General features: G+C 70.9%; 12 protein-coding genes. 7 read left to right on the top strand and 5 right to left on the bottom strand.

All coding sequences use genetic code 11. The features are described from left to right. The first annotated feature begins 31 nt into the window (after positions 1–31). Positions 32–1,417 carry a glycoside hydrolase family 43 protein gene (locus ACQPZK_RS09510; protein WP_433537931.1) on the top strand — a complete coding sequence of 462 codons (1,386 nt, stop codon included), beginning with the start codon at positions 32–34 and terminating at the stop codon, positions 1,415–1,417. Between the two features lie 17 nt (positions 1,418–1,434). On the opposite strand, the gene ACQPZK_RS09505 is transcribed toward ACQPZK_RS09510, so the two are convergent. Then, a complete protein-coding gene (locus tag ACQPZK_RS09505) occupies positions 1,435–2,328 on the bottom strand; it encodes an alpha/beta fold hydrolase (protein ID WP_433537930.1) in 894 nt (297 codons plus the stop codon). 183 nt (positions 2,329–2,511) lie between these two features. Between ACQPZK_RS09505 and ACQPZK_RS09500 the strand changes: the two genes are divergently transcribed. Further along, the gene (locus ACQPZK_RS09500) at positions 2,512–3,339 is read left to right on the top strand and encodes a PIG-L family deacetylase (protein WP_433537929.1); all 828 of its coding nucleotides are present in this window, start codon (positions 2,512–2,514) and stop codon (positions 3,337–3,339) included. A gap of 21 nt (positions 3,340–3,360) precedes the next feature. Here the strand turns inward: ACQPZK_RS09500 and map are convergent, their stop codons facing one another. Next, positions 3,361–4,179: a type I methionyl aminopeptidase gene (gene map / locus ACQPZK_RS09495; RefSeq protein WP_433537928.1), complete on the bottom strand. Its 819-nt coding sequence runs from the start codon at positions 4,177–4,179 to the stop codon at positions 3,361–3,363. A 100-nt stretch (positions 4,180–4,279) separates the two neighbouring features. On the opposite strand from map, the gene ACQPZK_RS09490 reads away from it, so the two are divergent. The 3 genes from ACQPZK_RS09490 to ACQPZK_RS09480 are packed head-to-tail and all read left to right on the top strand — an operon-like array spanning position 4,280 to position 5,371. Further along, positions 4,280–4,546, top strand: a complete 267-nt coding sequence (locus ACQPZK_RS09490) for a helix-turn-helix domain-containing protein (protein WP_433537927.1) — start codon at positions 4,280–4,282, stop codon at positions 4,544–4,546. A 52-nt stretch (positions 4,547–4,598) separates the two neighbouring features. Continuing rightward, a complete protein-coding gene (locus ACQPZK_RS09485; RefSeq protein ID WP_433537926.1) occupies positions 4,599–4,865 on the top strand; it encodes a hypothetical protein in 267 nt (88 codons plus the stop codon). Further along, a complete protein-coding gene (locus ACQPZK_RS09480; RefSeq protein WP_433537925.1) occupies positions 4,862–5,371 on the top strand; it encodes a hypothetical protein in 510 nt (169 codons plus the stop codon). Before ACQPZK_RS09485 ends, ACQPZK_RS09480 begins: the two co-directional genes overlap by 4 nt. Positions 5,372–5,388: 17 nt before the next feature. On the opposite strand, the gene eccCb is transcribed toward ACQPZK_RS09480, so the two are convergent. Together eccCb and ACQPZK_RS09470 are read right to left on the bottom strand one after the other, a co-directional pair. Next, positions 5,389–9,735, bottom strand: coding sequence for a type VII secretion protein EccCb (eccCb, locus tag ACQPZK_RS09475; protein ID WP_433537924.1), 4,347 nt, complete (start codon positions 9,733–9,735; stop codon positions 5,389–5,391). A 3-nt stretch (positions 9,736–9,738) separates the two neighbouring features. Next, positions 9,739–10,191, bottom strand: coding sequence for a hypothetical protein (locus ACQPZK_RS09470; RefSeq protein ID WP_433537923.1), 453 nt, complete (start codon positions 10,189–10,191; stop codon positions 9,739–9,741). A gap of 622 nt (positions 10,192–10,813) precedes the next feature. On the opposite strand from ACQPZK_RS09470, the gene ACQPZK_RS09465 reads away from it, so the two are divergent. After that, entirely contained in the window at positions 10,814–12,289 is a 1,476-nt protein-coding gene (locus tag ACQPZK_RS09465; protein ID WP_433537922.1) for an arabinofuranosidase catalytic domain-containing protein, read from the top strand. A gap of 192 nt (positions 12,290–12,481) precedes the next feature. After that, complete coding sequence (locus tag ACQPZK_RS09460) at positions 12,482–13,051, top strand: hypothetical protein (RefSeq protein ID WP_433537921.1); 570 nt, start codon at positions 12,482–12,484, stop codon at positions 13,049–13,051. On the opposite strand, the gene ACQPZK_RS09455 is transcribed toward ACQPZK_RS09460, so the two are convergent. Then, positions 13,017–13,805: a phosphatase PAP2 family protein gene (locus tag ACQPZK_RS09455; RefSeq protein WP_433537920.1), complete on the bottom strand. Its 789-nt coding sequence runs from the start codon at positions 13,803–13,805 to the stop codon at positions 13,017–13,019. The genes ACQPZK_RS09460 and ACQPZK_RS09455 overlap by 35 nt on opposite strands. Positions 13,806–13,815 lie beyond the last annotated feature (10 nt).

The raw sequence follows: 13,815 nt of genomic DNA, 5'->3' as shown, positions 1-13,815 counted from the left end.
GTGCGTTCACCGCCACGGAAAGGTCGCAACCGTGCCTCTGACCCGACGCGCGTTCACCCTTGGCGCGCTGTCCACCGCCGCTGCCGCCACCGGCGCGCTAAGCCTGCCCCGCACCGCCCTCGCCGCCCCGAACACCTCGTACGTCATGGCGTACTTCACCGAGTCGCCGCAGGGCCTGGGCGCGGACTACGGGCTCCACCTCGCCGTCAGCCGCGACGGTCTGAACTGGACGCCGCTGAACCAGAACAACCCCGTCGTCACGCCGACCGCCGGGCAGTTGGGTCTGCGGGACCCGTTCGTCCTCCGCAAGCAGGACGGCACCTTCGTGGTGCTCGCCACCGATCTCAAGGGCACCAACTGGAACCAGACCAGCCAGTACCTGCACGTGTGGGACTCGACCGACCTGACCAGCTTCACCGGCTACCGCCGGATCCGGATGCACACCCTGAACACCCACACCTGGGCGCCGACCGCCTTCTGGGACGCGGCACGCGGGCAGTACGCCATCGTCTACTCGGCGAACAACGGTCAGGACGTCCTCCTGGTCAACTACACCAGCGACTTCCGGACGGTCAGCTCGCCGCAGGTGTTCTTCAGCCCCGGCTTCGGGGTCCTCGACGGCGATGTCGTCGTCGACGGCGGCACCACGTACCTGTACTACAAGAACCTCGCCAACGGGAACCTCTACGGCGCCCGGTCCAGCACCGGCGCGCCGAACAGCTTCACGACGTACACGTCGGGGCTTCTCCAGGGCAGCGGCATCGAGGCGCCGTTGCTGGTCAAGGCGGTCGACGGCAGCGGCTGGCGGCTTTGGGGCGACTCGTACAGCCCGGTCAACAACGACTTCTACGCCTGGTCGACCACCGCTATCGGCGGCAACTCCTGGACGCCGCTCAACCAGCGTGACTACACCCCGCCGCTGAACTCGAAGCACGGGTCGATGACCGGCATCACCGACGCGGAGTACGCCGGTCTCGTCGCGCGGTGGGGTACGCCGAACTGGGTCCGGCTCAAGTCCTCCAACCTGCCGGACCGCTACGTGCGGCACTACAACTACGTGGCTCGCGTCGACACGTACCCGTTCGACCCGTACCAGGACCAGTTGTGGCGGATGGTTCCCGGCCTCGCCGACTCCGCCGGCGTGTCGTTCGAGTCGGTGAACAAGCCCGGGTACTTCCTGCGGCACTACAACTACGAGGTACGGCTGGAAGTCAGCGACAACACCTCGACGTTCCGGGCCGACGCGACCTTCTACCGCACGGCCGGACTGGCCGACGCATCGTGGACGTCGTTCCGCTCGTACAACTTCCCGACCCGCTACCTCCGGCACTACAACTACGTGCTGCGCATCGATCCGTTGAGCGCCAGCTCCGGTGCCACGGACCGGCAGGACGCCACCTTCCGGATCACCTCGTAGGGGCGCCGGGCCCGGCCTCACACCTCCAGGACCGCGTCGGCGAACGCCCGGGGCGCCTCCTGGGGCAGGTTGTGCCCGACGCCCCCGCCGACGGTCCGATGCTCGTACCGGCCGGAGAACTGCTTGCCGTAGACGCTGGGGTCCAGATGGGGCGCGCCGTTGGCGTCACCCTCCAGGGTGATGCTGGGCACCGTGATCTTCGGCTTGCCGGCCAGGCGCTTCTCCACCTCGTCGTACTGCGGTTCGCCCTCGGCCAGGGCCAGCCGCCACCGGTAGTTGTGGATCACGACGTCGACGTGGTCGGGATTGTCGAACGCGGCCGCGCTCCGGTCGAACGTCGCGTCGTCGAACATCCACTTCGGCGACGCCGTCTGCCAGATCAGCCGGGCGAAGTCGCGGCGGTTGCGGTCGTACCCCTGCCGGCCGCGCTCGGTGGCGAAGTAGTACTGGTACCACCAGGCGAACTCGGCCTTCGGCGGCAGCGGCACCCGGCCCGACTCCTGACCGTCGATCAGATAGCCGCTCACCGACACCAGGCCGGAACAGCGCTCGGGCCACAACGCGGCCACGACGTCCGCCGTACGCGCTCCCCAGTCGAATCCGGCCAGCTTCGCGCTCTCGATACCCAGGGCGTCCATGAGGGCGACGAGGTCGAGCCCCATGGCGGCCGGCTCGCCGTTGCGCACGGCGTCGTCGGCGAGGAACCGGGTCGTGCCGTAACCCCGCAGGTACGGCACGACGACCCGGTGACCGGCGTCGGTGAGCAGCGGCACGACGTCGACAAAGCTGTGGATGTCGTACGGCCAGCCGTGCAGCAGGATCACGGGCGGCCCGTCCGGCGGCCCGGCGTCGACGTACCCGACGCTCAGGACCCCGGCGTCGATCTGTCGCACGTCATCGAAGACCGCCATGGCACCGGTACCCTTCGTCGCAACTGTCGGCGCGTGGGCCGGGTGCGCCGGCCGCCCCCGACAGCGTAGGAAACCCCGAGCAGCCCGACAGCGCGTTGGAAGAAGACGCCGGCACCGGCCGGCGAATGGCTAGGATGCGCCGCCGTACCCGTCGAGGCGTGCCGCTGGTCGTAGGGTGATGACATGGCTGAGCGATCCCTGACCCTGATGGCGGTGCACGCGCATCCCGACGACGAGGCGACGAGCACCGGCGGCGTCCTCGCCCGGTACGCCGCCGAGGGTGTCACCACCGTCCTCGTGACCTGCACGGACGGACGGTGTGGCGACGGGCCCGGCGGGGTGAAGCCCGGCGAGCCCGGTCACGACCCGGCCGCCGTCGTGGCGATGCGCCAGGCCGAGCTGGAGGTCAGCGCCGCCAGGTTGAAGATCACCCACCTGGAGACGCTCGGTTACGCCGACTCCGGGATGATGGGCTGGTCGACGAACGACCAGCCCGGCTCCTTCTGGACGACGCCGGTGGCGCAGGCCGCGGACCGGCTCGCCGAGCTGATCCGCCGGTACCGGCCGGACGTCGTCGTCACCTACGACGAGAACGGCTTCTACGGTCACCCCGACCACATCCAGGCGCACCGCATCACCATGGCCGCCGTGGCGCAGACCGACATCCCCGCGAAGGTCTACTGGACCACCGTGCCCCGCACGGCGTTCGAGGAGTTCGGCCGCGTCATGAAGGAGCTCGGCGTCGAGTGGGCCGAGCCGGACGAGCCGTCGGACATGCCCGAGCTGGGTCTCCCCGACGACGAGATCACCACCTGGGTCGACACCCGCGCCCACGGCGTGCAGAAGTTCGAGGCCCTGGCCGCGCACGCCAGCCAGACCGAGAACATCTTCTTCCTCCAGCTCGGCCAGGAGCGGTTCACCGAGTTGATGGGGATGGAGACCTTCGTCCGGGTACGGGACACCACCGACGCGCCCGTTCCCGAGGACGACCTCTTCGCCGGCCTGCGCTGACGCCTGTGCGGTGGTCGTCGGTCAGGCCGCCGTGGCCGACTGTCCGCTGCGACGGTCCCGCTCCGGGTCCTTCCCGGGGCGGGACGTCAACACCCGGGGACCGGACTCGGTGATCGCGACGGTGTGCTCGGAGTGAGCTGAGCGCGAGCCGTCCGCGGATCGGATCGTCCAGCCGTCCTCGTCGAATTTGATCTTGTCGGTGGTACGGCAGAACCACGGCTCGATCGCGAGCGTCAGGCCGGGCTTGAGTCTCATGCCTCGCCCGGGACGGCCGTTGTTGGGCACGTGCGGGGCCTCGTGCATGGTGCGACCGATGCCGTGCCCGCCGAACTCGTTGTTGACCCGGTATCCGTACCGGTGGGCGACCTCACCGATGGCGGCGGAGATGTCGCCGAGATGGTTACCTGCCCGGGCGGCGTCGATGCCGGCCGTCAGCGCGACCTCGGTGGCCTCGATCAGCTTCAGGTCGGCCGGGCCGGGAGCGCCGACGACGAACGACAGCGCGGAGTCGGCGGCCCAGCCGTCGATCGCGACCGCCATGTCGATGCTCAGCAGGTCACCGTCGCGCAGGACGTAGTCGTGCGGCAGACCGTGCAGCACCGCGTCGTTGACCGACAGGCACAGGACGTTACGGAACGGCCCCCGACCGAACGACGGCGTGTAGTCCCAGTAGCAGGATTCGGCGCCACGCTCGGCGATACGGCGGCGGGCGTGGTGCTCGATGTCCATCAGGTTCACGCCCACAGCGGCCACCGCTCGCAGCTCGGCCAGTAGCTCGCCGACGAACTGGCCGGTCACGGCCATCCGGTCGATCTCCGCGGCGGACTTCAGCTCGATCACGACAAACCTCCCCATCCGATGCGGTATATTTATACCACGTCGCTCGTGGGTCCAGCGGGTCGACATTGCCGGTGCACGAGGTCGGAACTATCCTGCTCACATGGTTCGGCCACCGCTCACACCGGAGCAGATCGCCGCGGGGCAACGCCTTGGCGCGGCGCTCCGGGTCGCGCGGGGCAGCCGCAGTCTCGTCGAGGTGGCCGTGGCGGCCGGCATCTCACCGGAGACCCTGCGCAAGATCGAGGTTGGTCGGCTCCCGGCGCCTGCCTTCGGCACCGTGGTCTGCCTCAGCGAGGTCCTCGGTGTCGCGCTCAGCGACCTCGCCGACGTGTGGCTCGCCGACCTGCGCGTCCGCGCGGCGTCCTGAGCGCGCGGTCGGGGCACGCCGGCGGCCTTCTGCCGAGGATGGTGAGCGACCGATGAGCAGCGCCGCCCTCGACATCGACCCCGAGGACATCCGTGACGTCGCTTCCGACATCGACGCCGTCGCGCACCGCCTGGAAGCGATCGGGGCACTGGTCGCCGACGAGACGTCCCCGGCGTCCGTCGTGGAGTGGGTCGACGAGTTACCGCGAATCACCGACGAACTGCGCCAGGTCGCCGATGTCATCCGTACCGTCGTGGGCTCCGTCTCGGTCGCCGACGACGAGCTGGCGCGCCGCTTCGCTCGCCACGGTGACGGATGACGACCGACGACAGGGCCGCCTACGCACGGCTGCTGGCCGCGCCGTCGACGGTCGACGCGGGTCGCGCCGAGCGGTGGATGCGAGCGGCACAGGCCCTCGGCGAGGCGGCCGACGAACTCCGGCGACTGCATCGCCTGCTGGCCGGGCACTGGCGGGCCGGATCCGGCCAGCAGGACACCGACGAGATGGTTCGACGGCTGGTACGTCAGCTCGACGAGGCGCACGACGCGTACACGCGGATCGCCGGCGCGATCACGGGCCGGGACGACGACCTGACCCGGGCGCGTGGGCTCGCGCTCGCGGCCGCCGCCGACGCGCGTCTCGCCGGTCTCGTGGTCAACGCCGAGGGCGAGGTCGCATCGGAAGCGGTCACCCCGCCGATGGCGGTACGCGCCGTCGCGAGCCGCCTGACCGCCCGGATCGCCGAGGCGACGGCGCAGGCGGAGGTCGCCGAGCGGCGCGCGTCCGAGGCGTACGCGGACATCCCGCCGCCGCACCCGCGCTGATCCGCGTCCGGGGTCGGTCAGCTCGGACCGACCAACGCCGTCTGGATGAGCTGTCGACCGTCGCTGCGCCGGACGAGCGTGCCACGGCCCGGCGGCTGCGGGCTCGGCCGGAGGCTGCCCACGACGGGGCCCTCCTCCCGGTTGCCCGACATCAGCAGGAGCGGCGAGTCGAGCTCGCGCAGGCGTTGCAGGACCGGCTCGTAGAGTGCCCGGGCCATGCCTCCGACCCGGCGCGCGACGATCAGGTGCAGGCCGATGTCGCGGGCCTGGGGCAGCAGGTCGAGCAGGGCGCTGACCGGGTTGCTGCCGGCCGAGGCGACCAGGTCGTAGTCGTCGATCAAAATGAACAGGTCCGGTCCCTTCCACCAGCTCCGATCGCGCAGCTGCGCGGGGGTCACGTCCGCGCCGGGCAGCCGGTTCTGCATGGCGGTGCGGATGGACATCATGCTCTCGCCGAACACCTTGTTCGACGCGGCGTAGTCGAGCAGGTAGTCCCCCTCGACCGCGCCCAACAGGCTCCGCCGGTAGTCGGCGATCACCAGCCGGGCCTGGGTCGGCGTGTACCGCTCCACGATGCCCTCGGCGATCAGCCACAACAGATTGCTCTTGCCGCACTCGGCGTCGCCGAAGACGGTGAGGTGCGGCTCGACGGAGAAGTCGAGGTGGACCGGCGCCAGCGCGGACTCGTTGACCCCGATGGGCAGCCCGGGCGTGGACCGATCGGTGACCTTGGCCAGCTCGGCGACGGTCAGCTTCCGCGGCAGCAGACGTACCTTCGGGGCCGGCGGGCCCGGCCAGCTCGCCGCGACCTGCCGGGCGAGCGCCACCGACGCCTCGCCGAGGTCCTCGATGTCCTGCCGACCGTCGATGCGCGAGAGCGCAGCGAGGAAGTGCAGCTTGTCGGGCGTCACACCGCGACCGGGCGAGCCGACCGGCACGTTCTGCGCGGCGCGCCGGTCGATCTCCGACTCGGCCGCGTCGCCGAGTCGCAGCTCCAGCCTGGTGCCGAGCAGATCGCGCATGGCGATCCTGATCTCTGCCCAGCGCACGGCGGTGACGATCACGTGGATGCCGAAGCTCAGTCCACGGTTGGCGAGGCTGGTGACGGTCTGCTCCAGCTCCTCGTAATCCTCCCGCAGGGTGTTCCAGCCGTCGACGACCAGGAAGACATCGCCGAACGGGTCGTCGGCGAACTCGCCGTCCGCCCGCCGACGTCGGTAGTCGGCCATCGAGTCGACGCCCTCCCGCGCGAACCGGGCCTCCCGGTCGTCGAGCACGGCGACCACCTCGGCCACCGTCCGGCGCACCCGTTCGGTGTCGCGCCGCACGGCCACCCCGGACACGTGCGGCAACTCCCACAGGCTGCGCAGCGCGCCACCGCCGAAGTCGAGGCAGAAGAACTGCGCCTCGCGTGGCGTATGGGTGAGGGCGAGCGCCGCGACCAGCGACCGCAGCAGGGTGCTCTTGCCGCTGAGCAGGCCGCCCACGATCACCACGTTGCCGCCCGCCCCGGCGAGGTCCACCATCATCGGCTCACGGCGCTGCTCGTAGGGGCGGTCCACCACGCCGACCGGCACGGTGAGCCGGCCACGCCCGACCCAGTCCGCGGTGCACAGCCCGAAGCGTGGATGCAGCGCCAGCGGAGGCAGCAGCTCGCCCAGGGTCGGTGGCTCGGCCAGCGGCGGCAACCAGACCTGGTGCGCCGGGCGTCCACGGCCCCGAAGCCGGTCCACGACGAGGTCCAGCACCGTCCTGCCGGCGTCCACCGCGGCGACGCCCGGGTCGGTGTCGACGAGGATGGGCGGTCGGGACACGTACGCGGCCCGGAACCGCACCATCGTGGAGTTGTCGGTCCTCAGGTAGCCGTGCCCCGGCGCGTTGGGCAGTTCGTGCGCGTACGGCACGCCGAGCACGATCCGGCTCTCCACCGCCGAGAAGGTCCGCAACCCGATCCGGTACGACAGATGCGTGTCCAGACCCCGCAGCTTGCCCTCCTCCAGCCGCTGCGAGGCCAGCAACAGATGCACACCCAACGACCGACCCAACCGACCGATCATCACGAACAGATCGATGAAGTCCGGCTTCGCGGCCAACAACTCACTGAACTCGTCACAAATGATCAACAAGCTCGGCATCGGCGCCAACGGCTCCCCCGCCGCCCGCGCCTTCTCGTACTCGAACCGCGAGACGTAGTTACCCGCCGCCCGCAACAACTCCTGCCGACGCACCATCTCACCGGCGAGCGCGTCACGCATCCGGTCCACCAACGGCAACTCGTCGGCCAGGTTCGTGATCACCGCGCTCGTGTGCGGCAACGCCTCCAACGACGCGAACGTCGCGCCACCCTTGAAGTCCACCAGGACGAAGTTCAACTCCTCCGACGGGTGGCGCGTCGCCAGCGCCGCGACGATCGTCCGCAGCAGTTCGCTCTTGCCGGAGCCGGTCGCGCCGATGAGCAGACCGTGGGGACCCATTCCCGCGCGGGCGGACTCCTTGAGGTCGAGCAGGACCGGCTGGCCGTCCAACTGGAAACCGATGGGCGCCCGCAGGTGCTGCTCCGGATACATGAAGGCGGTGGCGCCCTCGAAGGCGGCGAGCGCGGCGTGGTCGGCGAATCCGAGGATTTCCAGCGCCTCGTCCCGGGACTCCCAGGCGCCACCGACCCGCTGGGACACCGACACCGGCGGCAGGCCCCACGCCTGGGCGATCATGGAGATCATCGGTGTCGCGCCGTCGGTGACCGCGACGCCGAACTCCGCGCCGAGTTCCGGATCGACCTCGGTCACGGTCAGCTCGGGAAGGGCGATCCGGAACGTACGCCGTCCCTGGATGGCCCAACCGGGCATCGACAGGGGCAGTCGGGCCGCGTGGTCCGGATCGACCATCGACTCCTGCGGATCCGACAGGCGGGTCTCGATCCGTAGCTGTGGCAGCTCGATCAGCTCCGGTGGGATGGACCGCCAACTCCGCTCGACCACGGCGAGGTGGAACCCGTACCCCAGGCCCTTGTTGGCCAGCTCAATGACGCGCGCCGTGAAGTCGGGTTGCAGCGCGACGAAGTCCTGCCAACGGTCCACGACGAGGAAGATGTCCGGCTGCGGGCCGGCGTCCAGGCTGTCGCGCCGCGCCCGGAGGCTGGCCGGCGACTCCAACTCGTGCTCACGGAACAGGCGCTTGCGCCGCAGCACGTCGTCCTCGAGCTGGCTCAGCAGCTTGCCCAACTCGACCACCTGGTCGTCGCCGAGGACCGTCTCGACGTGCGGAAGCTTGCGCATCGGGCCCAACCAGTTGCCACCGGACTCGAGGCAGTGGAACTGCACCTCGTCGGTCGAGTGGGTGAGGGCGAGCCCACTGATGATCGTGCGCAGCAGGGTGGTCTTGCCCATCCCGGGGCGCCCCACGATCAGCAGGTGCCCCTCCGACGAGGCAAGGTCGAGCGAGACCGGCTCCCCGGTCGGCTGGTCGATGCGGTGGTGGAGACCGACCGGTACCTTGAGCGGCCCGCGCTGACGCCACTCGACGGCGCACAGCTTCACGTCCTCCCGGGTCCGCAACGGGCCCAGCAGGTCGCCGAGGCGGGGATCGCGCGGGTCACGCGGATCGCGCGGGCGGTGATGGCCGTCGCGGGACAGCGCGAGGTGCACCTCGCTGCTCGCGCGACCGAACTGGCACGGGGACTGCTCGGTCGTCCGCTTCGGCAGTTCCAACTGCACGTACCGCCACAGGTCCTCGGGGGTGATCCGGCCCCGGCCGGTCAGGTCGGCGGCACCGGTGCTGAGGCCCTCGATGATCGTCTCGGTGAAGGCGGAGCGTTGCCGGGGCGTGGCGGCCGTTGCCGGCTGCCCGTCGACGGCACGCTCGACGGCGTTGGTAGCGGTGATGACGTAACGGCCGTCGCCGGTCTTCAGCTCCCCGTCGAGGTCGAGGTCCGCGGGGGACTTGGCCTGGTCGAAGGCGCCGCTGTAGCAGCAGTCGAGCAGGATGACCGAGCTGGCCGCCTCGGACTCGTCGAGCAACTCGTGCACGAAGGACGCGGAGATCGACGTCGACGACAGGCAGTCGACCTCGGTGTTGGCGACCGCCAGGTAGAGCCGACCCCGCTTGCCGCGGCGGATCCCGTGCCCGGAGAAATAGATCAGGATCAGGTCTTCCGGCCCGGCGCTGCGCAGCATCGTCTCCATCGTGCGCTCCACCGAGCTCTTCGACTCGTTCTCCAGCAGCACGTACCGGTCGAAGGCCCCGATGTTGGGATCCGCGAGAAGACTCTGCAGGTCACGGGCCTCCTCGCGGGGCGCGTAGAGATCGGCCAACGAGTCGTCGATGTAGCGGTCGTTGGCGATCAGCAGAGCGAGGCGCTGTCCCACCGCCTACCCCCGGTCGCCGCCCGGGCGCTCGCCCGGGGCGAGGGCGGCCTGTTGCGGCGCCTGGGCGAGCCGCGTCAGCTCGGCGACGAGACGCGGGTCGTCGATCCGGGTGCTTCCCGTGATCACCACCTCGGTGGCCCCACTGCGTACGGTGATCGACCGCGCCCTGGTCCGTTCGGTGTAGGCGATCGCGATCTGAACGATCGCGCGCATGGTGGTGGCCGAGAAGAGGCCGCCCACCACCAGCATCCCCAGCTCCCACGCCTCGGGTGACTTGGTCCCCGGCCCGGGCGCGGGACCGGACGCCGGGTTGACCCGCAGTCGGGGAACCGCGCGCAGGTCCTCGGCGAACCCCTGGGTGAGGGTGTCGAGGCGTTCGGCGGTCATCGGATGCTCCGGTTCCACGACCATCGTCAGCTCCACCGTCGCCACCCCTTCCGGCACCCGTCCGCTCACCCTCCACATTCAACACCAGGCGGGCACCTCGCTCGCCCCCTGAACAGGGGCGGCGTCGCGGACGACCGACCGACGGCCGCATAGACCACCGACGGCCGTCTATGGACAGGGCCGCCTGTTAACGCTAACGTAACGACGGCCGTCGATAACTGACCGTCACCGGAGCCTTCCAGCTGCTGGCCCCGGCCGCGGTCGACGTCGTTCACGGCGCGGGCGGGTGGAGCGTGGCCGACACGGGACGGCCCGAGCTCACCACCGGGCGACCCGTGCCGAGGGCCGGACGACGGATGCCCGACCACCGGCGCCGCAGGTCGGCATCACCTCGATCGGCCGGAGCCGTGGCCGTCGATCGGCCTCTCCACGACCGCTCCAGACCACAGCCACCGTCACCGCGACCCCGGGCCGGGTCGCGGGCGGCGACCGCACCGCCGCATACCCGTCGCGCGTGGTCCGCCGACCACACCGTCCGCCCGGTCGATCCCGCGCCGGACGGCTCCGGCGACGCCGTACGCGCCCGCGGACCGGGCCCCGTCCCGTCGTCCCCCTGCTCAGAGTCCGGGCCCGAGCAGGGTGAACGGGGCGGGGCCCGCACACCGTCAACTCCCACCCATGAGGAGAGCACGTGCGATCCCAACACCTCCGCCATCGGCGGCCGGCGCTCGTCGCCGCGGCCGCCGCCCTCGTGCTCGTCGGCGCCGCCACCCAGACGGTTGCCTCGGCGGCCGCCGCCGGCTGCCAGGTCACCTACGCGGTCAGTTCCCAGTGGCAGGGCGGCTTCGGCGCGAACGTCACCATCACGAACCTGGGGGACGCCGTCAACGGGTGGCGGCTCACCTGGAACTTCGCCGCCGGCCAGACCGTCACCCAGCTCTGGAACGGCAGCTTCACCCAGGCCGGCGCCCAGGTCACCGTCACCAACGCCGCCTACAACGCCAGCATCGGAACCAACGGCAGCACCAGCTTCGGCTTCAACGGCAGTTGGACCGGCAGCAACCCGACGCCGACCTCCTTCGCCCTCAACGGCACGACCTGCAACGGTGTGGTGGACCCGACGACGCCACCGCCCACCACGCCCCCGCCCACGACCCCGCCGCCCACGACGCCGCCACCCACCACACCACCGCCCACCACTCCCCCACCGAGCACGACGCTGCCCTGCGACATCTACGCGGCCGGCGGCACGCCCTGCGTCGCGGCGCACAGCACGACCCGCGCCCTGTACGCCTCCTACAGCGGCTCGCTCTACCAGGTACGCCGATCCTCGGACAACACCACTCGCGCCATCGGCGTGCTCAGCGCGGGCGGACGGGCCAACTCCGCCAACCAGGACAGCTTCTGCGCGAACACCACGTGTGTCATCACGGTGATCTACGACCAGTCGGGGCGTGGCAATCACCTCGGCTACCAGGGGGCCGGCGGCATCGGTGGCGCCGTCCAACCGGCCGTCGCGACCAGGGAGTCGTTGACCGTCGGCGGAAACAAGGTCTACTCGCTCTACATCAACGGCAACAGCAGCTACTGGCGGGACGGCCACCTGACCGGCATCCCGACCGGCGCCGCGCCCGAGGGCATGTACATGGTGACCAGCGGCACCCACGTCAACAGCGGCTGCTGCTTCGACTACGGCAACAGCGAGACCACCCGCCGCGCCGACGGCCGGGGCACGATGGACGCCATCTACTTCGGCACGAGCTGCTGGTTCGGCGGCTGCTCCGGCAGCGGCCCCTGGGTGCAGGCCGACCTGGAGTGGGGCCTCTACCCGGGCGGCAGCAGCTCGTGGAACCCGAATCAGCGGGCGTTCACCAGCAAGTTCGTCACGGCGACGCTGAAGAACAACGGCACGTCCCGCTTCGCCATCAAGGGCAGCAACGCGCAGTCCGGCAGCCTGTACACGCTGTGGGACGGTTCGCTGCCCTCCGGCTACAGCCCGATGAAGAAGCAGGGCGCGATCATCCTGGGCAGCGGCGGCGACTGCTGCATCGACAACTCCAACCAGAGCGTCGGCACCTTCTACGAGGGCGCGATGGTGGCGGGCTACCCGTCCGACGCGACCGAGAACGCGGTGCAGGCGAACATCGTCGCCGCCGGCTACCGCTGAGAGCGCGTGACCGCCGCCCCGCGACGCGGCGGCGGCGGTCACGAAGGTCGCACACGCGCCGGCCCGGCCCGGGGCATCTCCCGGGCCGGGCCAGACCGTGCCGGAAGACGCCGACAGGGCTCGTACCGCAGAGCTCCGGGCCGGGTCCGAGCCCGCGCGGCGACGTTGATCGGCAGCAGGCATCATGTCGGCGTGAACTCAACCCTGGCCGCTCTGCTCGGCTCCGCGATCACCGCCTGCGCCTCACTCCTCGTCGTGTGGACGCACAGCCGGGTCAAGCGACGCCAGCGCGAGCGGGCCGAGCTTCAGCGGGCGTACGTCCTGGTCCTGTCCGGCGCGCTACGCCTGGCCCACAAGGCCGAGGCGTTGCGACAGACCAGGTACTGGCGGTCGGGGCTGCCGGAGGCGGGCAACGACCTGCTCGGCGGGCACAAGCCGCTGGGGCCGATGGGGCTGCACGACTGGCTGGCCCGGGACATGGTCACGGTGGAGGCCGCCTGGTCGGAGATCTGGACGCGTGCGGACCAGGACGGCATCGCGCTCGCCAACGGGCTCATGACGGCGTACCACGCCGTGCTGGCTGCCGCCCTGCAGGCCAGCGGGAGTGAGCCGTTCGAGGCGTCCGACGAGATGACGGTCGCCAGCCGCCGTCTCGGCGAGGCGCGTCGGCAACTCGCCCTGCACGCCCGCCGGGTCGCCAAGCTGGGTCCGCGGGACGTCGACCTGTTCACCGAGCGGGAGTACGGAGTGCCGGTGGGCTGAGGTCGGGCCCGGCGTCAGCGGGGGACGCCGACGCGGGCAGGGCACGGTGGACGACGCCGAGCATCAGCGCCGCCACCACTCCGTCGAGCCAGTAGTGGTTGCCGGTCGCCACGACGACGAACAGGGTGACCAGCGGGTGGGCCAGCCACAGCCACCGTAGGCGTCCACGGGTCACCGCGACGAGCGCGACGGCGACGGCCAGCGCCCACCCGACGTGCAGGGAGGGCATGGCCGCGTACTGGTTGCTGAGCGCGTCGGTGTCGGGCGGCCCGTAGACCGAGGGCCCGTACCGGCTGCCGGTGTCCACCAGGGCCGTCAGGGCGGTCAGTCGGGGCGGCGCCAGCGGCACCACGACGTGCAGTGCCAACGCCGCCGCGGTGAGTACGGCGAGCGTACGGCGCGTGCGCAGGTAGCGCGCCGGGTGCCGCACGTAGAGCCAGACCAGGGTGAGCGCCGTGGCCGGGAAGTGCACGTACGCGTAGTAGCCGTTGGCCAGGTGCGCCAGCAGGGTGTGCGAGAGCACGGGGTGCTGGACGACGGTCTCGTCGGGCAGGCGCAGCAGCCGCTCCAGACGCCAGACCGACTCGCCGTTGGCCAGCGCGGTCGACACCCGACCGGCCACCACCATCCGCGCCCCCTTGTAGAGGAGGAACAGGGTGACGACGAGCAGCAGCTCCCGCATCGCCCGGCGCACCGGAGCGGCCCGCCGGTCGGGCATGGCCGGTGGCGACGCCGTCAGCTCGGCGATTCCCACGGGCGTCTCG

Origin of the sequence: Micromonospora sp. CA-249363 (assembly GCF_050950185.1) — a bacterium.
Classification (GTDB): Bacteria; Actinomycetota; Actinomycetes; order Mycobacteriales; family Micromonosporaceae; genus Micromonospora.
This window is presented reverse-complemented; position numbering and strand designations above follow the sequence as displayed.